The following is a 24,945-nucleotide window of genomic DNA, read 5'->3' on the forward strand; positions in this document are numbered from 1 at the left end:
TTTAGCCATTTCCACCCAAAAAATATAGAAAGAATGTGACACCGTTCATTCTTTTTTCTCCGTGATCAGGAGAGAAAAGCTGAAATCTGCTACTATGCTACAGGCAGGCAGCTGCTTACTTTTGAACGTTTTGTTAAAAACAAAAAAGAGGCTGACCTTTCAGCCTCTTCTTTTTTTCTTATTTAGATAACATCAGAGATTGCTGAGTAAAAATTTTCTCAACATCTTTTTGTGTATAAGCAGGGAAATATTCTCCGCCGCCAACTTTAGCAATTGCGTTCAGCTGGCCTTTATACCCTTCTTTATAGTCAAATCCAATTACATTTACTGTGATGTTGTCTTTATGAAGTTCTCTTGCTGTTTTGATCGGGTTGCCGCCGCATGTTTCCTCACCGTCTGTTAGCAGATAAACGACTTTTTCTCCCTTTGCATCAAGCTGATCGAAAGAAGATTTCGCCTCGTTCAGCGCTTTTGCGATCGGTGTCCAGCCAGTCGGCCCGATTGTGTTAAGAGAATTGAGGAAGCTCTGTTCGTTAAAGCTTTGGAAGCCGTATACGTTGCGAATCGCTTCGCATGATTGAACTTTTCCGGAATTTTTATTGTTTCCTTCTGAACCAAACACACTCATTTTCACTTGAGTGTCTGCAGGCAGTGAGCTTGCAAACTTTGAAATTTCTTTTTTGGCTGAATTAAATTTAGATACACCGTCTATTCTTTTCGCCATGCTTCCGCTGGCATCAAGCAAAACCGCCACGCTTGCCGGAGCTTCAGCCTTCGGTTCTGTTTTTTCAGCAGCAAAAGCAGGTGACGTCAATCCAAATAGCAATCCTGTCATCATGATCAGTGAAAATCTTTTTTTCATGTTCTTGCCCCTTTTCAAGTTTGTTTCTGCGTGCAGATGTTCAACGCTGAACATAACTAATCGTAATCGACAAAAACAGAGAAATAAATAGGGCGGGCTTCCCCATTGCCTCTGTTTACTTTTGCATAGAAATCTTTGTTTTTATTAGTGATTTCCGCCTAACAGCAGGATGAAAAATCATGATTGTCAGCCTTTCGCCTTTCGTTATATGAGTCTGTCGAAGTCAGTCGATCAATGTGGATTTCTTTACCACAAGCTCAGTGTCAGCAAATATGAAAAAGGAACTGATTCCCTCATCTTCATATAGACTATAAAATACGCAGAAGACCTTTAGGCGGTCTCTAGCCGCTTTTAAATAAAATGGGGCTTAGGAACAGAATAAGCGCTTATACACGGCAAAAAAGACGCTTTATGAAGCGTCCTTTTATTTCTTCGCCATATATTTATTCAAAAACGAATCAGCGGTTGAAATCTGTGTTCCTTGATAATAATACTTCACAATCTCATCAACTGTTTTGCCCTCTTTCGCCATAAAATTGGCTCCATACTGGCTCATTCCCACACCGTGGCCAAAGCCTTTCGTGGTAATGGTAATGGTGTCTCCATTTCGTTTCCATTCAAAATCAGCTGAATTGAGGCCAAGCTTTTCGCGTATGTCCCTTCCTTTCAGCGTCTTGCCGTTAATGACGGCTGTTGCCACCTGATGGCCCGGTGTTTCTCCGGTGATCTTTCCGACTGTATTTGACCCATTCAGCTGGACGCCAAGCTTTTGTTCAAATTGCGCCACTGTAAAGGTTCTGGTGGCCTTATACTTCGGAGATTTTTTATCCCAAGAGCTTTTGACGCTTTTTAAATAAGGGATGGCACTTGTCCAATATGCTTCCGCATTTTCTGTATAACCGTTGCTTGTGGAGAAAAAGGAGGCTTCAATCGGCTGGTTGTTGTACGTTAAAATTTTGCCTTGCGTACTGGCAACCGCATCTGTGATTTTTTTCAGCTTTGCTTCATAATCTGCGCCCCACTGTTTCTTCAGCTCCGGTTTGCTTTTGTACACCTGGAACATCTGAGTATCATCGACCAGCGAGCCTTTAGGGGCTTCTACTGCGGAATTTGAGACCATCAGCCTGACAATAAACGTTCTTGCGGCGAGAGCCTGAGCCTTCAGCGCTTCAGGTTCAAAGGTAGCCGGCATTTCGGAGGCGACGACTCCGATGACATACTCTTCAAGCGGAATATCTTCTACGGATTGATTGGCGGTTCGATAGACTGGGATAGAAACAGGCGAAGCTTTCAATGTTTCCGCTCCTTTAGATTCTTGTATCGTGGTGACTGCTGTCTTTCCTGATTCTCCTCTGGCCCCCGCTTCCTTATTATGCTGAAACGGAATCACTAAGAGTGTGGGGACCAAGAGAATCAATGCACATAGTATGGATAGTGTGATTGCGAATTGTTTCATATTTAGCTGCCTCCTGCTCGAGATTCGACTCTAGTCTAGTCTATGGGCAGGGACAAGCTAATATGACTCTCCTTTTGGACAGAAACTTTATTTGTCATTTACGTATTCTTTTTTGCTATTTTGCGCATAATGATGATAATACACTAAAAATAAAAAACCAGTATGCCAGAATGACATACTGATTTTTAATCCTTTATGCGTTTAAGTCTGAGACTACTTCTTTGTTTTCTTGCTCAGAAGCAGACTCATCGTTTACACGTTCGATGTCTGCGCCAAGACCGGCAAGCTTCTGATGGAAATCAACATAACCGCGGTCTAAGTGTTTCAGTTCAGTAACACGTGTATGTCCTTCAGCCACTAACCCCGCAAGAATCAACGCTGCGCCTGCACGCAAGTCAGTAGCTGCAACTTCAGCTCCTTGAAGCTGTACAGGGCCGTTAATAATCACAGAACGTCCTTCAATCTTGATATCACCATTCATACGGCGGAATTCTTCCGCGTGCATAAAACGATTTTCAAAAACAGTTTCTGTAATCATGCTTGTGCCGCTTGCACGAAGCAGAAGCGCCATCATTTGTGACTGCATATCAGTCGGGAATCCCGGATGAGGCATTGTTTTAATGTCAATCGGTTTCAATTCTTTCGGACCGATCACACGAAGGCCTTCTCCTTCATCCTTAATCGTAACACCCATTTCTTCCATTTTTGCGATTAAAGAAGTGAGATGTTCAGGTACTGCTCCTTTAACTAAAACATTTCCTTCAGTGATTGCAGCGGCAACCATAAATGTGCCCGCTTCAATACGGTCAGGTATAATATGGTGTCTTACGCCGTGAAGCTTATCGACTCCTTCAATTTTGATGGTGCCGGTGCCCGCTCCGCGGATTTTTCCGCCCATGCCGTTGATATAGTTTGCTAAATCAACGATTTCAGGCTCTTTCGCCACGTTCTCAAGCGTTGTTGTTCCTTCAGCTAAAGCAGCTGCCATAATCAGGTTTTCTGTTGCTCCCACACTTGGGAAATCCAGATAGATCTTTGCGCCTTGCAGACGGCCTTTTACTTCAGCTTCAATGAAGCCATTACCGACTTTAATTTCTGCGCCCATTGCTTCAAAACCTTTTAAATGCTGGTCTATTGGTCTAGATCCAATTGCGCAACCGCCCGGAAGCGCTACTCTTGCATGACCTGTACGCGCTAGAAGCGGTCCCATGACAAGCACAGACGCACGCATTTTACGCACATATTCAAAAGGTGCTTCAGTTTGCAAAGCGTATGAAGCATCTACAGTGACTTCATTATTCTCAAAATGCACATCTGCTCCTAAATGACGCAACACTTCATTAATTGTATATACATCGGAGAGCGTAGGTACATCACAAATTACGCTTTTTTCTTCACTTGCTAATAAAGATGCAGCGATAACTGGTAAAACAGCATTTTTAGCGCCTTCAACTTTGACTGTGCCGTTTAACTTTTGACCGCCGCGGACGATGATTTTTTCCAAGGTATTCCCCTCCGCGTCCCTAAATTCTCTATATTAATATTCAGTCGTAACGATTGGTGTGCCAACCGTAACGATATGTTTTCCGCCCATTCCTGCACTTCTAAGTGCAATTTGCAAATTCATTTTATGTTTTGAGGTCATGATAGACTCTTTCCACTCATCTGTATACGCAGAAATAGAAACGAAACTTGGCTCGACTACATGTTCAACAGATCTTGCTTGAAATTCATTTAATAACTGATTTGCTTTTTTTTGCAAAACAATATTCATATTATCATCTAAGTGACCATTTAGACAAGTAAAAATAACTACTTTTTCTTGGAATATCCCGAGTGCCTGCCGTTCAAACTGTTCATATGTATCATTCCAGCTAATCGGTGTCTCAAGACTCATTTGCTCATATAATAAATACGAAGTTGGGTTGTGTTTTTTGAGGGTTGTGACAAGCTGCAGTTTAAAAGAAGTATGATTTTTTTTGTCAGTATACGTGCCAATGGCCTTTACTATTGAATCTTCCTGTGCAAGTGCCCAATTATATTGACGATACTCTGATTTTAAACGTTGCACTTTTTTATAAAATTCTTTTTCGGACAGAGACATATTTTGTTTTGCATGCAATGTCCACTTATCAATTGACACATTCTGGCGTTCCATTCCCTGTGCAATTTGAGCTAATGGCGTTAACTCACTCGCATGAATCGTATGGAAAACAGCAATGACGAAGCTTAACACAACAGATACAATAATAGCATGGCTAACTTGTTTTTTCTTCATTATAATCTCTCCCCCCTAATCTCCAGTTTTACCGGAGGCAGGGGGCGCCATACGTGGAAATCTTCGTCAAAACTCGCGGCATTCCAGGAAGCGTTTTAACCCGCTTCCCCAGCCATTCCCATGTTTTCGGCAATCAAAACCTATCAAAATAAATAGGGAAGCTGCTGTGAATAATTAAGGTAATCTAAAAAGAAGTTTCCGACAGTCGTTCCGATTGCAATAGTCAGCAAAATCATTAAGAGTCTTGCCTGCACGACTTTGCCTTTTCTGATTAACGGATCAATATTGACGGCTTGCAGCGCCCACCAAGTAACCGCGATAAAAATCAAGTGAACGATAATGCCAATTGCAGCCTGCTGTCCCAATACGCTCATCTATCCGCACTCCTTTCATCCATTCTCCGCTTTATACCCTTTCTTATTATATAAGAAGAAGAGATAAAGATGATACATTTTATACAGAACGGAATATTCATCCAAAACTAGGGCTAATCTCCGCTTAAACAGCGGCTCTTTTGCATGGTATACTTTTTTGGAAAGGAGCTGGCAATTATGAATCATTCTTTTTTTCAGCCTGAAAAGCAATATGGTGAGGACTTGCCTGTATTTGAGCAGGAATGGGAAGCAATTGCATTCTATTATGATTATAGACAGTCACAGTTTGAAGAACTGAATGAATTGTGTCAGTTTTATAACATTTCTCTCACCCATACGAGAGAAAGCCTAGAAGAGCTTGAAAATCTTTATTTTCAAAGTATACAAGAGCTTTTGCTTGCTGATTGGAATCTTCCTATTGAAGAATTCGAGAAGATGATCAGTGTTTATCTTATAGATTGTGTGATTGCCCACCACGAAGATGCTGAATGGATCGTAAAGCCTTATCCGTATACAGACGGGGCTTATACAATGGGCTTTAGAAGAAACCGTAAATCATGGCATACCGTGAATTGCTGTGACCGGTTATACTTGCGTCAAAAAGAGAGTCAGCCGCTGCTGTCACTGTTTGATTCTCTTGTGCAGTCATAAAAAAAATCCTTCTCATTAAGAGAAGGATTTTTTATTATTTCCCTGCTACATCCAATCTGTTCAAAGCCCGCTGTAATGCAAGCTCAGCCCGACGAATGTCAGTATCATCTGATTGAGAATTCAAACGCTCCTGCGCCCGCTGACGTGCAGCTTCAGCGCGCTCTTTATCGATGCCTTCCGCTGTCTCAGCAGTTTGGGCAAGGATGGTCACCTGATCAGGACGGACTTCTATAAATCCGCCGCTGACGGCAACCAATTCAGTCTGTCCGTCTTTTTTAAGACGAACAGCACCGATTTTAAGAGGAGCCACGGTTGGAATATGACCTGGCAAAATTCCGAGATCGCCGCTTTCGGCTCTCACACTCACCATTTCGATATTCGCATCGTATACTGGGCCGTCGGGAGTAACGATATTGACTTGAACGGTCTTCATGCTTTTACCCTCCTAGGACCAGTTTAAACTTCTACACCCATTTCTTTTGCTTTCTCAATAACTTCTTCGATACGGCCTACAAGACGGAACGCATCTTCAGGAAGATGGTCGTATTTGCCGGCTAAGATTTCTTTGAAACCTTGAACCGTTTCTTTTACAGGCACGTAAGAACCTTTTTGGCCAGTGAACTGTTCAGCCACGTGGAAGTTTTGAGAAAGGAAGAACTGAATGCGGCGTGCGCGTTGAACGATAAGTTTATCTTCGTCACTCAATTCATCCATACCGAGAATCGCAATGATATCCTGAAGCTCTTTGTAACGCTGAAGCGTTGATTGAACTTCACGGGCAACCGCATAATGCTCTTCTCCGACAATTTCTGGAGCAAGGGCGCGTGATGTAGAAGCCAACGGATCAACCGCAGGGTAGATACCCATTTCAGTTAACTTACGCTCAAGGTTTGTTGTCGCATCCAAGTGAGCGAACGTCGTTGCCGGCGCCGGGTCAGTGTAGTCATCGGCAGGCACGTAGATCGCCTGGATAGATGTAACGGATCCAACGTTTGTAGACGTGATACGCTCTTGAAGCTGACCCATTTCAGTTGCAAGCGTCGGCTGATAACCAACCGCAGAAGGCATACGGCCGAGAAGGGCAGAAACCTCTGAACCCGCTTGTGTGAAACGGAAGATGTTATCGATGAAGAACAGTACGTCCTGTCCTTGCTCATCACGGAAATGCTCAGCCATTGTAAGACCTGTCAGTGCAACACGCATACGTGCGCCCGGCGGCTCGTTCATTTGTCCAAATACCATGGCTGTTTTGTTAATTACGCCAGAGTCGCTCATCTCGTAGAAAAGGTCGTTCCCTTCACGAGTACGCTCTCCTACGCCGGCGAATACAGAGATACCGCCGTGCTCTTGCGCGATGTTGTTGATCAATTCCTGGATTAATACGGTTTTACCTACACCGGCACCGCCGAACAATCCGATCTTACCGCCCTTGATGTATGGAGCAAGCAAGTCAACAACTTTAATTCCTGTTTCAAGGATTTCAACTTCTGTTGAAAGCTGATCAAATGAAGGAGCCTGTCTGTGAATCGGATCCTTCTTCGCATCCGCAGGAACCGGCTCATTTAAATCAATATTTTCTCCGAGTACGTTAAATACACGGCCGAGTGTCACATTACCAACCGGAACTGAAATCGGCGCTCCCGTATCGACAGCTTCCATTCCGCGCTGCACACCATCCGTAGATGCCATTGCGATTGTACGGACTGTGTCATCGCCTAAATGAAGAGCGACCTCAAGCGTCAAATCAATACCTACTTCGTTTTCACTTCCAGCCGGCTGTGAAATTTTAATCGCATTATATATTTCAGGTAAGTGACCATCTTCAAAACGTACGTCGACAACTGGCCCTAATACCTGGCTAACGCGTCCTTTCTTCATCGCTATCCCTCCTGACAAAATCTTTCTATTCTAAAGCGGCTGCTCCGCCGACAATTTCCGTAATTTCTTGCGTGATCGCTGCTTGGCGAGCGCGGTTGTAAGAAAGCGAAAGTGAATCGATAAGATCCTTCGCATTGTCTGTCGCGTTTTTCATCGCCGTCATTCTCGCAGCATGTTCACTTGCTTTACTGTCAAGAAGCGCACCGAAGATTAAGCTTTCTGCGTATTGAGGAAGCAAAACCTCCAGAACCTCCTCTTCAGACGGTTCAAATTCATAAGACGCCGTTCTTTTTCCGCCGCCGCCCAAATCAGATAGCGGCAGAAGTTTTTTCTCCGTCACTTCTTGAGAAATGGCGCTGACATAATGGTTATATACAAGGTGCAATTCATCAAATGCACCATCTATAAACATTTGAATCGTTTGACGGGCAAGGTCCTTAATTTCTGAAAACGACACTTCGTCTCCAAGTCCTGTTAGCTCGGAAATGATCGGAATATCGCGTTTTTTAAAGAAATCACGGCCCACTCGTCCGATAACGATCACTGCATACTCATCCTTAGACTGATGACGTTCTTGAATGGCCTGATAAGCACTTCGTAAAACCGAACTGTTAAAAGCGCCAGCAAGACCGCGGTCAGATGTAATGACGAGGTATGCCGTCTTTTTCACTTCTCTGCTGAGAAGCATCGGATGTTTCGCGCTGCCGGATACTTTTCCGACATTTGATACAACCTCTTGGATCTTATCCATATATGGCACAAATGATTTTGCGTTGTTTTCAGCACGATTCAGCTTAGCTGCAGATACCATCTGCATGGCTTTTGTAATCTGGCTCGTTTTTTTCGTTGACGTGATCCTTGACTTAATATCGCGTAATGAGGCCAAAGATTTCACCACCTTTTCTCTTCATTTGCGTAAAAAGAGAGAAAAAGAGAACCTTTTTCTCTCATCAGCATTCGAGTTAGTTGCTTGGTGCAAATGTGCGTTTGAAGCCTTCGATTGCAGCTGCGAAGTCTTCATCAGCAGGAAGGTTCCCTGTTTTTGCAATTCCGTCAAGCAGTTCTTTATGGTTTTGGTCAAGGTACATGTAGTACTCTTCTTCAAAACGTCTGATGTCCGCTACAGGAATATCATCAAGATATCCTTTTGTCAGCGCATAAAGAATGGCTACCTGTTTTTCAACCGGAAGCGGCTTGTTCAGATCCTGCTTCAGCACTTCAACTGTACGCGCACCGCGGTTCAGTTTCGCCTGAGTCGCTTGGTCGAGGTCAGATCCGAATTGAGCGAATGCTTCCAGCTCACGGTATGATGCAAGATCAAGACGCAGTGTTCCTGATACTTTTTTCATCGCTTTGATTTGCGCGGAACCGCCGACACGTGATACAGACAATCCGGCGTTGATCGCTGGGCGTACGCCTGAGAAGAACAAATCAGATTGCAGGAAGATCTGTCCGTCAGTGATGGAAATAACGTTTGTCGGGATATACGCTGAGATATCTCCGGCTTGAGTTTCTACGAACGGCAGAGCTGTAATTGATCCTGCGCCTTTCGCGTCGCTAAGCTTTGCTGCACGCTCAAGCAGACGGGAATGAAGGTAGAATACATCCCCCGGGAACGCTTCACGGCCTGGCGGACGGCGAAGAAGCAAGGACAGCTCACGGTAAGCAGCCGCTTGTTTAGAAAGATCATCGTATACAACAAGAACGTGCTTGCCATTGTACATAAATTCTTCTGCCATTGTAACCCCTGCATACGGAGCAAGGTACAGAAGCGGTGCCGGCTGTGACGCAGACGCCGTTACGACAATTGTATAATCAAGCGCGCCGTGCTTACGCAATGTTTCTACTACGCCGCGGACTGTAGATTCTTTTTGACCGATCGCTACATATACGCAGATCATGTCTTGGCCTTTTTGGTTTAAGATCGAATCGATCGCAACAGATGTTTTACCTGTTTGACGGTCACCGATGATCAGCTCACGCTGGCCGCGGCCAATTGGAATCAGTGCATCAATTGCTTTAATTCCAGTTTGAAGCGGTTCATGAACGGATTTACGGTCCATAACACCAGGTGCCTGGCTTTCGATCGGACGTGTTTTGCTTGTGAGGATCGGGCCAAGACCGTCTACCGGCTGACCTAACGGGTTCACAATACGGCCGATTAACTCTTCACCGACAGGAACCTCCATGATGCGGCCTGTTCTTTTTACTTCGTCTCCTTCACGGATCTCTGTGTAAGGTCCTAAGATAACGATACCTACGTTTGATTCTTCAAGGTTTTGAGCCATACCCAAAACACCGTTTGAAAATTCAACAAGTTCACCGGCCATACAGTTGTCAAGACCGTGTACACGAGCAATACCGTCACCGACTTGGATGACTGTACCTACGTCATGAACTTCAATTTCAGATTGATAATTTTGTATTTGCTGTTTTATCAGCGTGCTAATCTCTTCAGCTTTGATGCTCACTTAGGTTTCACCCCTTCTATCGATTTTCCCCGGCAAGTTGACGTTCAATGCGATGAAGCTTTCCGCTTACGCTGCCGTCAAAAATCCGGTTTCCAATGCGGACTTTAATGCCGCCTATTAAATCCGTCTGCACTTCATTTCTGATTCTCAGTGAAGCGACTCCGGCTTTTTTTGCAAACACTTGTGATAATGAAGAAATTTCAGCATCCGTCAGTGGTTTAACTGAATATACAATTGCGTCTTCTGTTTGACGGGCCTCGTTTGCGAGTTTCACAAACTCATCTGTGAGATCAGGCACAATTGATGCCCGATGACGGTCAATCAAAAGAAAAATCGTATGAAGCACGGACTGTGATAAAGATCCAAAAGCATTTTGGATGAGCTCTTTTTTCTTTGCGCCCGGCACCTTCGGATGGTTTAACACATCATTTAGCGCTTTTTCATTTTGAAATACTTCTTTTACAACTTTTAGCTCTTCTTCTACCTGATTGAGCTGAGAGGACTCATTGGCAATATCGAAAAGAGCTGATGCATATCGTTTAGAGACAGCTGATCCACTCATCGGCTTTCTCCTACCTCTTTAAGATAGTCCTGGATCAATTTCTCTTGAGCCTGTTCATCCAGTTCTTTTTCGATTACTTTCGACGCAATCATGACAGAAAGAGACGCTACTTGCTCACGGAGAGCAGAAACCGCCTGTTCTTTTTCCTTCACGATTTCAGTTCTGGCTGCTTCTTTCAGACGTTCAGATTCTGCACGCGCAGCCTGAATAATCTCTTCTTTTTGGTTCTCTCCCAGTTTCTTCGCGTTTTCGATAAGCGTTTGGGATTCCTGTCTTGCTTCTTTTAACAGAGCGCGCTGCTCATCAATAAGCTGCTGCGCTTCTTTATTTTTTTCTTCAGCAGACGTAATTTCTCCAGCGATATGATCTTCACGCTGTTTCATTATGTTTAATAGCGGCCCTAAAGCGTATTTCTTCAGAAGCGCTAATAAAATTAACATAGCTAACAGTTGGAACAGGATATCTCCGCCGTTAAACGACAGTCCTAGTTCAAGTGGTAATTGAGACATCTACTACGGCAACTCCCTTCTGCAGGTTTTTCTTTGCTGATCCAGCAGCCGCACTTGTCTCTTTTCAGCCGGCAAGGCGGGATGCTTATCAGACATAAAGCAATGGCGAAGGTTCTCTTGGAATGATCTTCGCCATTTTTAGTTCATATAAGGCTTTTATGCTTAGCCAAAGAACGCTAAGAATGCGATAACGACAGCGATAATAGGAAGGGCCTCAACTAATGCGATACCCATGAACATAAGAGTTCTAAGTTCTTTACCTGCCTCCGGCTGACGGGCAATCCCCTCTACCGTACGTGAAACAATCAAACCGTTACCAATACCTGCACCAAGTGCGCCTAAACCAATTGCAATCGCAGCTGCTATTAAATTCATGAAAAAGTTCCTCCTTTAAAATGTTATCCGTTTGGATATAATGTTTTAATGATCATTACTGATTTTATGAGACATGTACACCATCGTCAGCATCGTAAAGATAAACGCCTGGATGGCACCTATAAACAAACTGAATGCTTGCCATGCCAGCATCGGCAGAATGGCGCCGATTGTACCGACAAGTCCGAGAACCACGCTTTGCGAATAGAAGCTTGTCGCTAATCCCGCAAGCAGGCCGAGAAGAATCTCACCGGCGAAGATGTTACCATAAAGCCTCAAACCGAGAGTCAGCGTATTCGCAAACTCTTCTATGATTTTCATCGGGAGCATGAACGGAACAGGTCTCAAATACTCCTTGGAATATTCCTTGAGCCCTTTCATCTTTACACCATAATAATGGGTTAAAGCGACAACCATTACGGCAAGCGTTAATGTAATGGCAGGATCGGCTGTCGGAGATTTCCACCAGAGCTCATGTCCGATTGTGACAGAGAACGGCAGCCCCAGCATATTCGACACAAATATGTACATCAGCAATGTGACACCAAGTGCCAAGAAGTTAGCCCCTGTTTTCAAATCCATTGTACTGCCGATAATATTGCGGACAAAATCAACAATCCATTCCATAAAGTTCTGGGCTTTTCCCGGACGGATCGAAAGCGTTCTTGTGGTAAGGATGGCAATCAATAACACGATCACACTCGCCACAGTAATCATCAGAATGTTTGTCAGATTAAAAGTAAGACCTAGTAATTCAATAGTTCTGTATTCATGATTCAAAGGGTTTTCACCTCTCTTCCATTGATGAACGTTTAAGCTGGATAAAGGAATCTATCATAATGACAGGATAAATTGTCATTAATCCAATAACTGTACTTGCCATATGAAAATGCTCGGGATATTTATAGGCAACAGCCGCAGCAAGTATCGCATTGCACCACCGCGCTGCGCTCCCAAGGGATCGTATGGACTTGCCTTTCGCAACGGCCCTGTCAAAAGCATTCATTCTTCTGACGAGCAGTAAATAATTAAACAAACTGAAAACAGTTCCCAGAATAAGGCCTAAAAAAACGGTTTTATACGCTGTTAAACCATAACCCAGTACATACGCTGCCAAAATGAACAATAGATATTTTCGTTGTCTGCTAAATTGTAGCTTGGGATCGTCCATCAACTATCTGTCTCCTGATGAAAAAATAATGTATTTCTTGGATACGGCAAAATCAGCGGTTAACCCTAGTAGAAGACCTTTTTTGTCCGGCAAAACGGGCCTGTTCGAAAAAATCATTCATCCGCAAGCCTTGCAGGGATGCTGTTTCATTCGCTTGAATAAATCCTCATAAAACGGGTTTTCTGGGAGGATTTACATTGGGGATGAGGACTATAATGAAAGCTATGAAAACCTTCTCATAATACCCTCGTTTAGCATACAATAGCCCCTAACATGTGTCAATCTGTTTAAAGTTAAAAAACTTTTTATACTGTAAGCCTCCACAGAATGTTCACATTTTCACCTATAATTGTATAGAGATTCACCGAATAGCAAATAACTGGATAATAAAAAAGAAAACCCGTTGGCGGGGTTTTCTTTTTTTATTTTGTTCCGAACATACGGTCTCCTGCGTCTCCAAGACCCGGAACAATATAACCTTTTTCATTTAATTTTTCATCAAGCGCCGCTATGTAAATATCCACGTCAGAATGATGCTTCTGCAATTCTTCCACACCTTCAGGCGCAGCTACGAGACACATAAAACGAATATTTTTTGCACCGCGTTTTTTGAGGCTGTTAATCGCTTCAACTGCGGAACCGCCTGTAGCCAGCATCGGGTCAACCACGATGAATTCACGCTCTTCCACATCAGAAGGAAGCTTCACATAGTATTCCACGGGTTTTAAGGTTTCAGGATCACGGTACAGACCGACATGTCCCACTTTTGCCGCAGGGATCAGTTTTAAGATGCCTTCAACCATTCCTAAACCTGCTCTGAGAATAGGAACAACCCCCAGTTTTTTCCCTGAGATGACTTTCGATTTCGCAGCCTGAACCGGTGTGTTGATATCCACTTCCTCTAGAGGGAGATCACGGGTAATTTCAAACGCCATAAGCGTGGCGACTTCGTCTACAAGCTCTCTAAAATCCTTCGTGCCTGTCTCTACATTCCGAATATATGTCAGCTTGTGCTGAATTAAAGGATGATCAAATACATAAACCTTTCCCATACTGTGTTTCAGCTCCTTTTTTATTGTCCCATCGACAATTTCACACTTCTATTGATTCTACAAAAAAAGACATTGAGTTTCAAGAACATCGTCAAAAAACCCGCCGGGCATAAGCCCGAGCGGGTTTTTCAATCTTAGTAATCTAATTCTTTATATAGAGGGAACTTGCCAGTCAGAGCAGCTACGCGCTGTCTTGCTTCTTCAAGTTTTCCTTCATCTTCGTGGTTTTTCAATGCAAGCGCAATGATGGCACCGACTTCATCCAATGCCTCTCCGTCAAAACCGCGGCTTGTCACAGCAGCTGTTCCGAGACGGATACCGCTTGTTACGAACGGTTTTTCAGGATCGTATGGAATTGCGTTTTTGTTTGATGTAATCCCGATTTCATCAAGCACATGCTCTGCAACCTTACCTGTCAGTCCAAGAGAACGAAGATCAACTAGGATGAGGTGGTTGTCAGTTCCGCCTGAAACGAGCTGAATGCCCTCTTTTGTTAATGATTCTGCAAGACGCTTCGCATTTGAAATCACGTTTTGTGCGTACGTTTTGAAATCATCACGCAATACTTCGCCGAATGAAACAGCTTTTGCGGCAATTACATGCATCAGCGGGCCGCCTTGAATGCCAGGGAAGATAGACTTATCAATTTTCTTGCCGAACTCTTCACGGCAAAGGATCATACCGCCGCGAGGTCCGCGAAGTGTTTTATGTGTCGTTGTTGTAACGAAATCAGCGTAAGGAACCGGGTTTGGATGGAGGCCTGCCGCAACAAGTCCTGCGATATGCGCCATATCCACCATAAAGTAAGCGCCGACTTCATCAGCAATTTCACGGAATTTCTTAAAGTCGATTGTACGAGGATACGCACTTGCTCCTGCCACAATTAGCTTAGGCTTGTGAGCGAGGGCTTTTTCACGCACGTCATCGTAATCAATATATTGAGTTTCTTTATCTACGCCGTACTCAACAAAGTTATATTGAACACCGCTGAAGTTAACTGGACTTCCGTGTGTTAAATGACCGCCGTGGGAGAGGTTCATCCCAAGTACAGTATCGCCTTGTTCCAAAATCGTGAAATAGACAGCCATGTTTGCTTGTGCGCCTGAATGAGGCTGAACGTTTACATGCTCCGCTCCAAAGATTTCCTTCGCGCGGTCACGAGCGATATCTTCAACGACATCGACGTGCTCACATCCGCCATAATAGCGTTTGCCAGGATATCCTTCAGCGTATTTGTTTGTTAAAACAGAACCTTGTGCTTCCATAACCGCTTCACTTACAAAGTTTTCTGAAGCAATCAATTCGATTTTAGTCTGTTGGCGTTCACGCTCATTTTTAATGGCGTTAAACACCTGTTCGTCTTGCGCAGGTAAATGTTTCATCAGCGAGATCCTCTCCTATCCGTATCCTGTTCTTTGTTTTTACCACCACTATTGTACATGGTTTTTTAGGCCCATGTAAAAGATTATTTTCAAAAAAACAAAAATTTTATTGGCAAAAACGAATATTTATTACTTAAATTTAATTTAAAGTTCGGAATTTATTTTAGCTGCGCAAATTAAAGAAAAGACTGGCCCATGCAGTCCTTTCTCATTCACACTCATAAACTGCCCGCATTCCGCCGATCAGCTTTGGCCGGGTGCGCGCCAATGTCACATGGGCTGCACCGAGACTGTTCTGAGAAATGCGTACAGGAACAGCTACCGGCTTTAAGTGCATGCCGATAAACGTGTCGCCTATATCTATTCCGGCATCTGCCTGAATGGTTTCTACCAGAACAGGAGACTTCATCTGCTTAAACGCATAAGAAGCCATCGCCCCGCCGGCTTTTGGCACAGGCACTGCGGAAACGGCCGGAAGCCTAAACAGCTCGGCCGTTTCTTCCTCCACTACAAGCGCTCTGTTTAAATGCTCGCAGCATTGAAACGCCAGATGGATTCCCGTTTGTTCCTTCAGCTCTGCAAGTCCGCTGTAGATGCTTGCCGCGATGTCTGTACTGCCTGATGTGCCGATATGGCTGCCGGCCACTTCGCTTGTGCTGCACCCAAGGACAAATATCTGATTCTCTCTCAATCCCGCTTTGTCCTGAAACTCCGACAGCATCGTCTTCCATGTTTGTGTGATCTCATTCATAGAACAGCACCCCTACAGGTTTTTCTCTTCATAGTCCGAGATTTTTCCGATGCGGGTCTGATGTCTTCCGCCAGTAAATTCAGTGGTCAGCCAAATTTTCGCAATTTCCCGTGCCAAACCGGGTCCAATTACCCGTTCGCCCATCGCGAGGATATTTGTATCATTATGTTCTCTCGTCGCCTTTGCACTAAATGTATCATGTGCCAGCGCACAGCGGATGCCTTTGACTTTATTGGCGGAAATACTCATGCCAATGCCTGTCCCGCAAATTAAAATCCCTCTGTCCACTTCACCGCTTACTACTTTCTCGGCCACCGGAAAAGCGTAGTCCGGATAATCGACAGATCCGCTGCCGCAGTCACAGCCCATATCAATATACTCAATTTGCAATTCGTCCATTAGTTCTTTGATTTCGTTTCGAATATGGACGCCGCCATGATCCGATGCTATGGCTACTTTCATCAGCTTTTCCTCCCAGCGTATGTAATGCGGCCCGCCCGCTTTGTTGACCGCGCAGCCTGTCCGCTCTTTGATCTACACCATATCGATGTGCTTTTCACTATATTCTACTCCTTCACGCAGGATTTGCAAATGACCTGTTTGCAGATTCTCTGACAAGTTATTTACCGTCATTTTTCAATTGTTCTGCAAGCTGCTGAAGAAGCTCTTCAAGCTCATCTCTTGTTTTTTTATAGATCTCAATGGTGCCGCCAAACGGGTCTATAATATCGCCCCGGCTTCCTGTCACGTATTCTTTTAGCGTAAACACTTTATCACGATAACGTTCGAATTGGCTGACGATGACCTGTTTGTGCTGGTGGGTCATTGCCAGAACCAAATCTGCCGATTCCATATGTTCTTCAGTTAATGGCGAAGAAACATGATTAAGGGCAATGCGTTTTTCAAAAAGCGCTTCGACCGCGTGAGGCGACGCTTTCCCGTTAGGTGAGGCAAATACGCCTGCCGAGCGGACGCTGACATCCAGCCCTTTCATTTCAGCGATTGATTTAAAAAGCGCCTCAGCCATTGGACTGCGGCACGTATTTCCAGTACAGACAAAAATGATGTTCATGTCAGTCACCCCTTGTTTTTTCTATTATATATGAAGAAAAAAGAAACGGCGACATCGTTTCTTTTATTGGTATATTAAATTGGCAAAAGCAGCTTAAGGCCAAATACGATTAATATGGTTCCTCCGAGCGCTTCACTGTATGAGCCGAGCCAGGACTGCACTTGTTTTCCAATCAGCAGGCCCAGCCAAGTCAACATCATGCTGAAAAGCCCAAACAGGGTAATGGTGAGAAGCGGGTGCGAGCCATATATTCCTAGGCTCAGACCAACGGAGAAACTATCGAGGCTGACGCCGACTGCAAATAACAATAAGCCAGGCCCAGCCGGCGACATCAAACGTTCTTCTGACTGTTTAAAAGATGCGATCACCATTTGAACACCGAGAACAAACAGCAGTGAACCCCCGATATATACAGCTACCATACCGAGGAGCCCTGACAGCATATTTCCCGCCGCCATCCCTCCGAGAGGCATGATGACGTGAAAGAGACCGATAATGAATCCAATATAGAATATCTGTTTTTTTCTGAGTTTGACCATACCCATTCCAAGGCCCACAGAAAAAGCATCCATTCCTAAAGCAAACGCCATAATGCTTAAGGTAATCAGTTCGCCTATAAACATATCCGACATCACATACATAACCCCCTTGGACACGCCCGCTTTTTTAGCCTATGCATGTCCAAAAGGGGTTAGAACTTCTGACTTTGTCAGCGAATCACTCTTCCTCCGGCTGCTTTCATCAGCCTGTTCATAATAGCAAGTCCGACGCCTGTGTCAGGAAACGATTCTGCAATAATAAAATCAACCTTTTCTTCATCAAAACTGCGCAGTGCATCATAAAGAGCTGCCGCGACTGTTTCAAGCTGATCTCTTCTGCCGCAGCTCTTAACATAGTCAGCTGAATAAAAATCTGCGTTTTCTTCTGTCGTCAGGACGCCGACCCGTTTTCCGCCCCGCTGATATTCTTGAATGAGCGTTTGAATGCGCTCAGGGCTGCCTTCAGATATAACAAGCGGCGCTGACGGCGCGTAATGTGTATATTTCATTCCCGGAGAAATCGGCTTCTCATTTTGATCGGCAAGCCCTTTATCCACAAGAATCGGTCCGATTTCAGCTTCTATTTGTTCTTTTGTAATGCCGCCCGGACGAAGGAGCACAGGAATGTCTCCCGCACATGAAAGTACGGTTGATTCGACACCGATTCCAGTAGCTCCCCCATCCATTATTCCCGCTATGCGGCCCTCCAAGTCGTGAGCCACGTGTTTAGCCTTTGTCGGGCTTGGTTTGCCCGATAAATTAGCACTCGGCGCTGCAATCGGGAGACCCGCGGCACGAATGAGTGCCAGAGCCAGAGGATGATCAGGCATTCTGACGGCCACTGTATCCATTCCTGCGGTTACACGGGGTGACAGCGCACCAGGTGTACAAGGTAAAATAAGTGTAAGCGCCCCTGGCCAAAAGCGCTTCATTAATATTTTGGCTTTTTCTGGCGCCGGACCGGTTAAGCCGTCAAGCTGGCTGATATCCGCAATGTGGACAATCAGGGGATTATCACTCGGCCGCCCTTTCGCTTCATATATTTTTTTGACAGCATCTGTGCTTTTCGCATTTGCGCCGAGACCATATACAGTTTCTGTCGGAAAGGCGACAACCTCATTTTCTCGGAGCAAAGCGGCTGCTTGTGTAATTTGTGGATCATTTGTGGATAACTCCCCGGTTACATCCACAAACCATCTTTTCGTTTTCATTTCTGACCAAACTCCTTATTCACAACAATAAAACGATCGTTTTACGCGTGTAATCCTTTTGAAAGTATAAAAGATGTCCTGTAATAAAACAAGCGTTATCCACAAATTGTGGACAACGCATATAAAGAAGTGGATAAGTTTGTGTATAAATCTCACTTATCCGCATGCTTTTTTCATTAAGACGGCCCCTTCCGCTTGCCTTGATTCACAGAAATGATCCGAGGCAAACAGCTCTTCCGGCACACTCTCCGCCCGTTCAAATCCCATCGCCCCGAGGAAATCAGCAGAAGAATGCTGATTGGCTACCAAATATACCGTTTTGATTTCATGCTTTTCACAAAGCACCTCCATGCTTTGAAAGAGCGACACAATATGACCTTGGTGAAGCTTGTCCGATATCACAAGTGAGCGAAGCAGGGCTTGATCGCAGCTGATTTTTTCGATCCCAAGACAGCCGGCTATGTTCTTCTCGCTGTCCTCCAGCATCAGAAACTGCGTGAACCCTTCCCTTACGCCCTCATGATTCGTTTTGGCCTGTTTTAGAAATTCCTCAAGTATGTCTCCGTCCTTCTCCCTTGCCACCCGCAGTTGATAAAACATTCGTTCACCCCATTTTCAGCGTTCTTTCTTCCAATCTATGAGGCAAATCTATTTTTAGACCTGGTGATTAAGAAAAAAGATCGGAGAACCATTCTACGACGAAGAATTTCACTTCTGTATCGTCTTCTTTCTCTTTCTCTTCTTCTTTTTCAGCTTTTTCCGCTTTGGCTGTTAAGTCCTCAAGAGCTTTTTCTGTTTGTTTTTTTGAGGCTTCTTTATCTTCTTGTTCTTTTACGGCTTCTCCGTTTGAAAAATCAAGAAAGCAGAGCGGCGGGAATAACACACACCACCAATTCGCGCCTTCACCGTTACCAAGCGTGATTAGGATGGCTTCGTATTCTCCAGCAGGATATACCATGCTGCCGTAAAGCTTTGTCGGAAATGAGATTTTGTCAAAATCAACAGATATTGATTGGCTAGCGCCTTCTTTTTCCATGGTTTCTTTTGCAATTTCCTTGATCTCAGGCAGCTTTGAGCGGATCAAACGCCGCGCTTCTTCAATAGAAGTAATATCCTTGACCCATGTTGTGATTTCTTTATTGACGGCGTCTCTGATATGACGCTTTAATTCTTGGTCCTCGTCACGATCGCTGTTTGCCAATATTCTCAGGCGAATCGCCTCGTCCGGAATGACAACCGGCTCATTTTCAGATTGCTGTGCCGTCTCTTCTTTCGCCAATCCTACGAGTGCCCCAGATAATAAAAGAAACATATATATACAAATGATAACTGTTTTTTTCATCGGTCCCCACCGTTCCTCTCCGTGCTTTGTATCTAGCCCTATTATGGACAAGGAACGTATGGAGTAAACCTGCAGCGGCAAAAAAATCTAGCAAGCTTTGAATCTAATTTATGGTACGATAGTGTTTTAGGAGGTTTAAAATGAAATATCATTACACAGTGCTGCTGTCAGCGTTCACGATGTCAGTTCTTTATTCGATTATTTACATTCATTCCTTTATTATAGCTGCTCTCGTAACGATGGCCTTTTATTTCTTATTTCCTTATCTACTATTCGCACTGCCGCTTCAAATCATGATGAATAAAAAGCCGAAACGGTTCAGCCCTTTGTACTTACTGTATTATCTTGCCGCGGCGTTTATCGCCAACGCGATCATCTTTGGCGTGCTGCAGCCTTCCGGGCAATCCCTGCTTCAAAATACAGCCTTTTACATCTTCGCTGTATTAACAGCTGTTGTCTACTGGATATGGGATTCTGTTTTTCTGCAAAAAAAGGAAGCCTCTTAAGGGCTTCCTTTTTCATTAGATCAAAACGGTCAATAGATAACATAGAATAGAAGGTATGGCAGCAACAAAGAAAGCAGCTGATATTTTCAAACGGGCTGTCCGGCCTTCTTTGGTTTCTGAATGATAATTTGCCCGCTGGTCGCTTCCGCTTACAGCCAAACCCGATGTCACAATGGCAAGCCCGATCAAAACAAGAGATGCAATGCCGAAAATGAATTCATAAGAAATCGCTTGCGCAAAAATCGAACCCACCATACTTTCAATGGCAATAAGTAAAATTCCTGCTGTCAGGGCCTTTTTCATCTTTTACATCCCCTTTGCTGGTGTTAAAACAGCTTGCTGGTCCCGTTCTTATCTCAACTCACCAGCAAGCTGCTTATTTATTCTTATGAATTATCGCGCATATGGTTCTGTCTTTTCCGTTAATATCCTTCAGGACTTCAACTTCCGCATCCTTAAACGCATGCAGAATCAGCTCTTTTACAGCTGTGCCCTGCTTCCACCCGATTTCAAAGACGACAAGCGCGGTATTCTTCATCACCAGCGGAATGGCTTCCATAAACCGCTTATAAAATTTCAGCCCGTTTCCGCCGTCAGTGAGGGCATGCAAAGGTTCATGGAAACGGACAATCTCAGATAAATCGGCCATTTCGTCTTCAGAAATATACGGAGGGTTTGAGACGATAATATCCGCTTTTTTTCCTGCCTTTATAAAGGGTTCAAGCAGGTCGCCTTGAAGAAATTGCACCTCAGCTCCGAGCTTTTCAGCGTTGGCTGAAGCAACGTCCAGCGCCTCTTTGGAGATATCAATCGCTGAGACAGAAAAGTTTTTGTTTTCCAGTGCAAGCGTGACGGCTATTGCGCCGCTTCCTGTGCCGACATCTACCACATCGAGCTGTTCTCCTTCAGAAAAGACACTTCTATATTTCTCAAGAAGATGGTAGACAACCTCTTCCGTTTCCGGACGCGGGATCAGCACGTCATCATTCACTATAAATTCACGGCCGTAAAAAAACTCTCTTCCTATAATGTACTGAACGGGTACGCCTTCTTTGTGCATATCGACGTGGCGTTCAAAGCGATACAGCTCATCTTCGCCGATCGGTTCCTGTAAGCTGGCGAGCAGCTTGCTTCTATCCATTCCTGTATCATAAAGCAAAAGCAACTCAGCTGCATTTTCTTCTCTTCCCGCTTCCGTTAAATAAGAAGAAGCCCATTTCAGGGCTTCAAATATCGTCTTCATCTTAACTATCCGCCTGCTGAAGCTTGCTTGCCTGATCTTCTACTATCAGTGCTTCAACCACTTCGTCAAGTTTTCCTTCAAGAATCTGATCAAGCTTTTGAATAGTCAGGCCGATTCTGTGATCCGTCACACGGTTTTGCGGGAAGTTGTATGTGCGGATACGCTCAGATCGGTCACCTGATCCGACAGCCGATTTCCGTGTTTGATCATATTCAGCTTGAGCTTCCTGCTGAAATTTATCATAGATTCTGGCACGGAGAACCTTCATCGCTTTTTCTTTGTTCTTGATTTGAGATTTTTCATCCTGACATGATACGACAACGCCTGTCGGCAAATGCGTCAGACGAACGGCAGACATTGTCGTGTTCACGCTTTGTCCGCCCGGTCCGCTTGAAGCAAACGTATCAACGCGGATATCCTTCTCATGAATGTCAACCTCTACCTCTTCGGCCTCAGGAAGACATGCCACTGTTGCAGTAGATGTATGGATACGGCCGCCTGATTCTGTTTCCGGAACACGCTGAACACGGTGAGCGCCGTTTTCATACTTGAGCTTAGAATATGCGCCGCTGCCCGTAATCATAAAGATGATCTCTTTGTAGCCGCCCGTTCCGGTTACACTTGCTTCCATGACCTCGGTTTTCCAGCCTTGAAGCTCGGCATAGCGGGAATACATTCTGTACAGGTTGCCTGCAAATAAAGCGGCTTCCTCTCCGCCTGCCGCTCCGCGGATCTCCATGATAACGTTTTTATCATCATTAGGATCTTTCGGGATCAGGAGCACCTTCAGACGTTCTGACAGTGTTTCAGTTTCTTTCTGGAGTTCAGAAATCTCTTCCTTCACCATATCGCGCATCTCAGCATCAAGCTTATCCTCAAGCATCGCTTTTGCATCAGCCAGCTGTTCTGACGCATCTCTGTATTGTCTATATACGTCAACTGTTTCTTGTATATCAGATTGCTCTTTCGAATATTCTCTAAGCTTTTTGGGATCGTTGACAACTTCTGGATCGCTTAAAAGCTCATTTAATTTTTCATATCGTTCTTCGATTGACTTTAAACGGTCTAACACGGTCTTCACCTCTGTTTTCCTGTGCGTAACATTCTCATTATAGTATAGGGACTATCGCCAGTCAAAAGCAATTCAATCCCAGTTAAAAAAGCCTCCTCTGCTATACTGAAAAAGAGGAGGGATCGTATTGCTTACATCTATACATCATATTGCCATCATATGCTCGGATTATGAAAAGTCGAAAGCTTTCTACGTACATAATCTCGGTTTTCAGGTGATACAAGAAACATACCGAGAAGAGCGCGACTCCTATAAGCTTGATTTGTCGCTTAACGGCTCGTACGTCATTGAGCTGTTTTCGTTCCCTGATCCGCCCGCACGTCAAACCCGGCCTGAAGGTGCAGGGCTCCGACATCTTGCCTTTACGGTCAGCAGCTTAGATCAGGCTGTTCAGGAGCTTCACGAAAAAGGAATCGAGACAGAGCCGATCAGGACAGACCCGCTGACAGGCAAGCGGTTCACCTTCTTTTTTGATCCCGATCAGCTTCCGTTAGAGCTGTATGAGCAATAATGGTTTTTGAGGAAAAAAGGGGGATGCCCACTTTCTTTGCCGAATCTTTTCTTGTTTTGTCTAATGGGAAGGGAACCGCTCCCCATGGTCGAATACCTAGCTAAAAAGGAGGTATGGGATCATGAATACAAATATGGTAGCAAGTGAACTCGGCGTCTCCGCAAAAACAGTGCAGCGGTGGGTGAAGCAGCTGAACCTTCCGGCTGAACGGAACGAGCTCGGGCACTATTCATTTACGGCTGAAGATGTGCAAATCCTGAAATCTGTTCAAAAACAAATTTCTGAAGGCACGGCGCTTCAGGATATTAATGTGCCGCGGAGCAATAAGAAGCGTACAGGCTTCCTTGTCCAAAAAACAAACAGTGACACAGAGAAAAGACTCGAACAGCTCGAACAAAAGCTGGACACCTTATTACAGCAAAAACAGGAAGAAAACGGGCTGCTGGCAAGAATTGAGGAATTGGAACGCCAGCTTAAACAAAAAGCCGATGAAGGCGTATCCTATCAGCTTCTGCAGCACAGAAGAGAAATCGATGACATTCTTGCCGACCTGCAATCAATGACCTCACAAATGAAAGAATTCACCGCTCAGCCGACCCCTGAGACTGCTGCTTCATCCGAAACAATAAAAACAAGAAAAAAACCGCTGCTGTCACTGTTTAAATTTCAAACGTAAAGTAAAAAAGCTCCCCGTAAAGGGAGCTTTTTTGATTACGCAGTAAGCGCAATAATAATTGGAAGTGAAATCAATGACAGAATCGCACTGATCACAAACGCAGTCGCAGTTTCTTCCTCTTGTTTCTCGAAACGAGTCGCAATCATGGCTGCAACGGCAGAACCAGGGAATGCAACAAGAAGGATCGCTTTTGTTGTTTGGTCAGCTGGAAGTCCGACTGCAAGAGCAATCAGGAACATTAACGCAGGCTGAACCGCAACTTTTAGCAACGCAATACCGATAGCCGGCAGACTGAGTTTAATCTTACGAATACCAACGGTAACACCGACAGCAAAGAGAGCAACACCAGATGTTGTACTACCAAGCTGATCAAGCATTTTAACACCCAGCTCAGGAAGAGTGACACCGCAAAGCACTAGAATCATACTGATTAAAGGAGCTGCTGCAAGAGGCTCGGAAAGACCATGCAGAATGGATTTTCCTGTCATCTTCCAAAAACTGTCGCCGCCCTCTCCATTTTTCTTAGAAGACTCACCCACTGTAGCTACAATGATCGCAAGCGGATCAAGAATCGCGTTAACAACGATACCTGTTACAGCGATCGGAATCGCAACCTCTTGCGCACCGAACAAGCTTCCCAATACAGGAATACCCATAAATGCGAATGTCGGCTGTGCAGAGTTCAAAGAAAATACGGATGAGTTCGTTAAATCATACTTAAAGACAAATCTGCAAACCAATAAAATGATGATATAGAAACCAACAATCCCGATAAGTAAAGAAACCATTAATGGAACTTGTGATAAAAATTCACTTCTGGAAGTTGTCAAAATACCAGCGATAAAGTGAGCTGGAAGTGCGTATTTTGTTACTAACGTACTTACCCCTTTTGCTGACTTGGCATCATAACTTCCGAAATGTCCTGCAAACCAACCCAGCACGATAACAAAGAAGATCGGTGCCAGGAGGATTAAGATATCTAAGATGCTCAAAATATTCTC

At 44.5% G+C, this 24,945-nt stretch carries 31 protein-coding genes; 4 read left to right on the forward strand and 27 right to left on the reverse strand.

The window, feature by feature from the left end; translation table 11 throughout:
- Window positions 1-178 precede the first annotated feature (178 nt).
- From V6D42_RS12585 to V6D42_RS12605, 5 genes are all read right to left on the reverse strand, one after another.
- On the reverse strand, window positions 179-862 hold the full coding sequence (locus V6D42_RS12585; RefSeq protein ID WP_010332222.1) for a vWA domain-containing protein: 684 nt from the start codon (window positions 860-862) through the stop codon (window positions 179-181).
- Between the two features lie 424 nt (window positions 863-1,286).
- Window positions 1,287-2,318: a stage II sporulation protein D gene (gene spoIID / locus V6D42_RS12590; protein WP_333513438.1), complete on the reverse strand. Its 1,032-nt coding sequence runs from the start codon at window positions 2,316-2,318 to the stop codon at window positions 1,287-1,289.
- A gap of 193 nt (window positions 2,319-2,511) precedes the next feature.
- Window positions 2,512-3,822 carry a UDP-N-acetylglucosamine 1-carboxyvinyltransferase gene (gene murA, locus V6D42_RS12595; protein ID WP_326331923.1) on the reverse strand — a complete coding sequence of 437 codons (1,311 nt, stop codon included), beginning with the start codon at window positions 3,820-3,822 and terminating at the stop codon, window positions 2,512-2,514.
- Between the two features lie 33 nt (window positions 3,823-3,855).
- Window positions 3,856-4,596: a YwmB family TATA-box binding protein gene (locus V6D42_RS12600; protein WP_333513439.1), complete on the reverse strand. Its 741-nt coding sequence runs from the start codon at window positions 4,594-4,596 to the stop codon at window positions 3,856-3,858.
- Window positions 4,597-4,739: 143 nt separating this feature from the next.
- Window positions 4,740-4,970 carry a DUF1146 family protein gene (locus V6D42_RS12605; protein ID WP_010332226.1) on the reverse strand — a complete coding sequence of 77 codons (231 nt, stop codon included), beginning with the start codon at window positions 4,968-4,970 and terminating at the stop codon, window positions 4,740-4,742.
- A 177-nt stretch (window positions 4,971-5,147) separates the two neighbouring features.
- Between V6D42_RS12605 and V6D42_RS12610 the strand changes: the two genes are divergently transcribed.
- Window positions 5,148-5,621, forward strand: coding sequence for a hypothetical protein (locus V6D42_RS12610; protein WP_333513440.1), 474 nt, complete (start codon window positions 5,148-5,150; stop codon window positions 5,619-5,621).
- A 34-nt stretch (window positions 5,622-5,655) separates the two neighbouring features.
- On the opposite strand, the gene V6D42_RS12615 is transcribed toward V6D42_RS12610, so the two are convergent.
- From V6D42_RS12615 to spoIIR, 18 genes are all read right to left on the reverse strand, one after another.
- Window positions 5,656-6,054, reverse strand: a complete 399-nt coding sequence (locus V6D42_RS12615; RefSeq protein ID WP_010332228.1) for a F0F1 ATP synthase subunit epsilon — start codon at window positions 6,052-6,054, stop codon at window positions 5,656-5,658.
- Window positions 6,055-6,077: 23 nt separating this feature from the next.
- Complete coding sequence (gene atpD / locus V6D42_RS12620; protein WP_010332229.1) at window positions 6,078-7,499, reverse strand: F0F1 ATP synthase subunit beta; 1,422 nt, start codon at window positions 7,497-7,499, stop codon at window positions 6,078-6,080.
- A 25-nt stretch (window positions 7,500-7,524) separates the two neighbouring features.
- Window positions 7,525-8,385, reverse strand: coding sequence for an ATP synthase F1 subunit gamma (gene atpG, locus V6D42_RS12625; protein WP_010332230.1), 861 nt, complete (start codon window positions 8,383-8,385; stop codon window positions 7,525-7,527).
- 76 nt (window positions 8,386-8,461) lie between these two features.
- On the reverse strand, window positions 8,462-9,970 hold the full coding sequence (gene atpA, locus V6D42_RS12630; RefSeq protein WP_010332231.1) for a F0F1 ATP synthase subunit alpha: 1,509 nt from the start codon (window positions 9,968-9,970) through the stop codon (window positions 8,462-8,464).
- Window positions 9,971-9,986: 16 nt separating this feature from the next.
- Window positions 9,987-10,532 carry a F0F1 ATP synthase subunit delta gene (locus tag V6D42_RS12635; RefSeq protein ID WP_268504421.1) on the reverse strand — a complete coding sequence of 182 codons (546 nt, stop codon included), beginning with the start codon at window positions 10,530-10,532 and terminating at the stop codon, window positions 9,987-9,989.
- The gene (gene atpF, locus V6D42_RS12640) at window positions 10,529-11,041 is read right to left on the reverse strand and encodes a F0F1 ATP synthase subunit B (protein WP_105990810.1); all 513 of its coding nucleotides are present in this window, start codon (window positions 11,039-11,041) and stop codon (window positions 10,529-10,531) included. The genes V6D42_RS12635 and atpF overlap by 4 nt, the downstream gene beginning before the upstream one ends.
- 162 nt (window positions 11,042-11,203) lie before the next feature.
- Complete coding sequence (gene atpE / locus V6D42_RS12645) at window positions 11,204-11,416, reverse strand: F0F1 ATP synthase subunit C (protein ID WP_003151167.1); 213 nt, start codon at window positions 11,414-11,416, stop codon at window positions 11,204-11,206.
- A 45-nt stretch (window positions 11,417-11,461) separates the two neighbouring features.
- Complete coding sequence (gene atpB / locus V6D42_RS12650; RefSeq protein WP_010332234.1) at window positions 11,462-12,196, reverse strand: F0F1 ATP synthase subunit A; 735 nt, start codon at window positions 12,194-12,196, stop codon at window positions 11,462-11,464.
- 7 nt (window positions 12,197-12,203) lie between these two features.
- Window positions 12,204-12,587, reverse strand: a complete 384-nt coding sequence (gene atpI / locus V6D42_RS12655; RefSeq protein ID WP_333513441.1) for an ATP synthase subunit I — start codon at window positions 12,585-12,587, stop codon at window positions 12,204-12,206.
- A 422-nt stretch (window positions 12,588-13,009) separates the two neighbouring features.
- A complete protein-coding gene (upp, locus tag V6D42_RS12660; RefSeq protein WP_010332236.1) occupies window positions 13,010-13,639 on the reverse strand; it encodes a uracil phosphoribosyltransferase in 630 nt (209 codons plus the stop codon).
- 134 nt (window positions 13,640-13,773) lie between these two features.
- Entirely contained in the window at window positions 13,774-15,021 is a 1,248-nt protein-coding gene (glyA, locus tag V6D42_RS12665; protein WP_010332237.1) for a serine hydroxymethyltransferase, read from the reverse strand.
- Between the two features lie 208 nt (window positions 15,022-15,229).
- Window positions 15,230-15,772: a TIGR01440 family protein gene (locus V6D42_RS12670; protein WP_333513442.1), complete on the reverse strand. Its 543-nt coding sequence runs from the start codon at window positions 15,770-15,772 to the stop codon at window positions 15,230-15,232.
- A gap of 12 nt (window positions 15,773-15,784) precedes the next feature.
- A complete protein-coding gene (rpiB, locus tag V6D42_RS12675; RefSeq protein WP_003221910.1) occupies window positions 15,785-16,234 on the reverse strand; it encodes a ribose 5-phosphate isomerase B in 450 nt (149 codons plus the stop codon).
- A 157-nt stretch (window positions 16,235-16,391) separates the two neighbouring features.
- The gene (locus tag V6D42_RS12680; RefSeq protein WP_333513443.1) at window positions 16,392-16,844 is read right to left on the reverse strand and encodes a low molecular weight protein arginine phosphatase; all 453 of its coding nucleotides are present in this window, start codon (window positions 16,842-16,844) and stop codon (window positions 16,392-16,394) included.
- Between the two features lie 74 nt (window positions 16,845-16,918).
- A complete protein-coding gene (locus V6D42_RS12685) occupies window positions 16,919-17,476 on the reverse strand; it encodes a manganese efflux pump MntP (protein ID WP_168748975.1) in 558 nt (185 codons plus the stop codon).
- A 77-nt stretch (window positions 17,477-17,553) separates the two neighbouring features.
- Window positions 17,554-18,594, reverse strand: a complete 1,041-nt coding sequence (locus V6D42_RS12690; protein WP_333513444.1) for an L-threonylcarbamoyladenylate synthase — start codon at window positions 18,592-18,594, stop codon at window positions 17,554-17,556.
- Window positions 18,595-18,750: 156 nt separating this feature from the next.
- The gene (locus V6D42_RS12695; protein ID WP_333513445.1) at window positions 18,751-19,194 is read right to left on the reverse strand and encodes a GNAT family N-acetyltransferase; all 444 of its coding nucleotides are present in this window, start codon (window positions 19,192-19,194) and stop codon (window positions 18,751-18,753) included.
- Window positions 19,195-19,261: 67 nt separating this feature from the next.
- Window positions 19,262-19,936, reverse strand: a complete 675-nt coding sequence (spoIIR, locus tag V6D42_RS12700; RefSeq protein ID WP_333513446.1) for a stage II sporulation protein R — start codon at window positions 19,934-19,936, stop codon at window positions 19,262-19,264.
- 140 nt (window positions 19,937-20,076) lie between these two features.
- On the opposite strand from spoIIR, the gene V6D42_RS12705 reads away from it, so the two are divergent.
- Entirely contained in the window at window positions 20,077-20,442 is a 366-nt protein-coding gene (locus tag V6D42_RS12705) for a UPF0715 family protein (RefSeq protein ID WP_326226055.1), read from the forward strand.
- Between the two features lie 15 nt (window positions 20,443-20,457).
- Here V6D42_RS12705 and V6D42_RS12710 read toward each other — a convergent pair whose 3' ends face one another.
- From V6D42_RS12710 to prfA, 3 genes are all read right to left on the reverse strand, one after another.
- Window positions 20,458-20,745, reverse strand: coding sequence for a DUF5316 family protein (locus V6D42_RS12710; protein ID WP_024123177.1), 288 nt, complete (start codon window positions 20,743-20,745; stop codon window positions 20,458-20,460).
- A 73-nt stretch (window positions 20,746-20,818) separates the two neighbouring features.
- Window positions 20,819-21,685, reverse strand: coding sequence for a peptide chain release factor N(5)-glutamine methyltransferase (gene prmC / locus V6D42_RS12715; protein ID WP_333513447.1), 867 nt, complete (start codon window positions 21,683-21,685; stop codon window positions 20,819-20,821).
- 1 nt (window position 21,686) lies between these two features.
- Window positions 21,687-22,757 (reverse strand): peptide chain release factor 1, encoded by a 1,071-nt coding sequence (gene prfA / locus V6D42_RS12720; RefSeq protein WP_010332247.1) that lies wholly within the window; start codon window positions 22,755-22,757, stop codon window positions 21,687-21,689.
- Between the two features lie 121 nt (window positions 22,758-22,878).
- Between prfA and gloA2 the strand changes: the two genes are divergently transcribed.
- Window positions 22,879-23,268: an SMU1112c/YaeR family gloxylase I-like metalloprotein gene (gloA2, locus tag V6D42_RS12725; RefSeq protein ID WP_333513728.1), complete on the forward strand. Its 390-nt coding sequence runs from the start codon at window positions 22,879-22,881 to the stop codon at window positions 23,266-23,268.
- A gap of 121 nt (window positions 23,269-23,389) precedes the next feature.
- Window positions 23,390-23,944: a chromosome-anchoring protein RacA gene (racA, locus tag V6D42_RS12730; RefSeq protein WP_333513448.1), complete on the forward strand. Its 555-nt coding sequence runs from the start codon at window positions 23,390-23,392 to the stop codon at window positions 23,942-23,944.
- A gap of 35 nt (window positions 23,945-23,979) precedes the next feature.
- Here the strand turns inward: racA and V6D42_RS12735 are convergent, their stop codons facing one another.
- Window positions 23,980-24,936: an AEC family transporter gene (locus tag V6D42_RS12735; protein ID WP_333513449.1), complete on the reverse strand. Its 957-nt coding sequence runs from the start codon at window positions 24,934-24,936 to the stop codon at window positions 23,980-23,982.
- Window positions 24,937-24,945 lie beyond the last annotated feature (9 nt).

It is taken from the genome of Bacillus sp. 0909A (genome assembly GCF_036765115.1).
In the GTDB taxonomy this organism is placed as follows: domain Bacteria; phylum Bacillota; class Bacilli; order Bacillales; family Bacillaceae; genus Bacillus; species Bacillus mojavensis.

Bases quoted from the DNA above. Each gene is read 5' to 3' on its own strand.
- V6D42_RS12615 (WP_010332228.1), bottom strand. From the start codon at position 6,054: ATGAAGACCGTTCAAGTCAATATCGTTACTCCCGACGGCCCAGTATAC.
- V6D42_RS12685 (WP_168748975.1), bottom strand. From the start codon at position 17,476: ATGTCGGATATGTTTATAGGCGAACTGATTACCTTAAGCATTATGGCG.
- atpF (WP_105990810.1), bottom strand. From the start codon at position 11,041: ATGTCTCAATTACCACTTGAACTAGGACTGTCGTTTAACGGCGGAGAT.
- atpD (WP_010332229.1), bottom strand. From the start codon at position 7,499: ATGAAGAAAGGACGCGTTAGCCAGGTATTAGGGCCAGTTGTCGACGTA.
- V6D42_RS12585 (WP_010332222.1), bottom strand. From the start codon at position 862: ATGAAAAAAAGATTTTCACTGATCATGATGACAGGATTGCTATTTGGA.
- spoIIR (WP_333513446.1), bottom strand. From the start codon at position 19,936: ATGAAAAAAACAGTTATCATTTGTATATATATGTTTCTTTTATTATCT.
- V6D42_RS12605 (WP_010332226.1), bottom strand. From the start codon at position 4,970: ATGAGCGTATTGGGACAGCAGGCTGCAATTGGCATTATCGTTCACTTG.
- V6D42_RS12690 (WP_333513444.1), bottom strand. From the start codon at position 18,594: ATGAAAACGAAAAGATGGTTTGTGGATGTAACCGGGGAGTTATCCACA.
- V6D42_RS12635 (WP_268504421.1), bottom strand. From the start codon at position 10,532: ATGAGTGGATCAGCTGTCTCTAAACGATATGCATCAGCTCTTTTCGAT.
- V6D42_RS12680 (WP_333513443.1), bottom strand. From the start codon at position 16,844: ATGAACATCATTTTTGTCTGTACTGGAAATACGTGCCGCAGTCCAATG.
- V6D42_RS12705 (WP_326226055.1), top strand. From the start codon at position 20,077: ATGAAATATCATTACACAGTGCTGCTGTCAGCGTTCACGATGTCAGTT.
- racA (WP_333513448.1), top strand. From the start codon at position 23,390: ATGAATACAAATATGGTAGCAAGTGAACTCGGCGTCTCCGCAAAAACA.
- upp (WP_010332236.1), bottom strand. From the start codon at position 13,639: ATGGGAAAGGTTTATGTATTTGATCATCCTTTAATTCAGCACAAGCTG.
- V6D42_RS12600 (WP_333513439.1), bottom strand. From the start codon at position 4,596: ATGAAGAAAAAACAAGTTAGCCATGCTATTATTGTATCTGTTGTGTTA.
- V6D42_RS12710 (WP_024123177.1), bottom strand. From the start codon at position 20,745: ATGAAAAAGGCCCTGACAGCAGGAATTTTACTTATTGCCATTGAAAGT.
- spoIID (WP_333513438.1), bottom strand. From the start codon at position 2,318: ATGAAACAATTCGCAATCACACTATCCATACTATGTGCATTGATTCTC.
- prmC (WP_333513447.1), bottom strand. From the start codon at position 21,685: ATGAAGACGATATTTGAAGCCCTGAAATGGGCTTCTTCTTATTTAACG.
- V6D42_RS12610 (WP_333513440.1), top strand. From the start codon at position 5,148: ATGAATCATTCTTTTTTTCAGCCTGAAAAGCAATATGGTGAGGACTTG.
- V6D42_RS12695 (WP_333513445.1), bottom strand. From the start codon at position 19,194: ATGTTTTATCAACTGCGGGTGGCAAGGGAGAAGGACGGAGACATACTT.
- V6D42_RS12670 (WP_333513442.1), bottom strand. From the start codon at position 15,772: ATGAATGAGATCACACAAACATGGAAGACGATGCTGTCGGAGTTTCAG.
- rpiB (WP_003221910.1), bottom strand. From the start codon at position 16,234: ATGAAAGTAGCCATAGCATCGGATCATGGCGGCGTCCATATTCGAAAC.
- atpE (WP_003151167.1), bottom strand. From the start codon at position 11,416: ATGAATTTAATAGCAGCTGCGATTGCAATTGGTTTAGGCGCACTTGGT.
- atpI (WP_333513441.1), bottom strand. From the start codon at position 12,587: ATGGACGATCCCAAGCTACAATTTAGCAGACAACGAAAATATCTATTG.
- glyA (WP_010332237.1), bottom strand. From the start codon at position 15,021: ATGAAACATTTACCTGCGCAAGACGAACAGGTGTTTAACGCCATTAAA.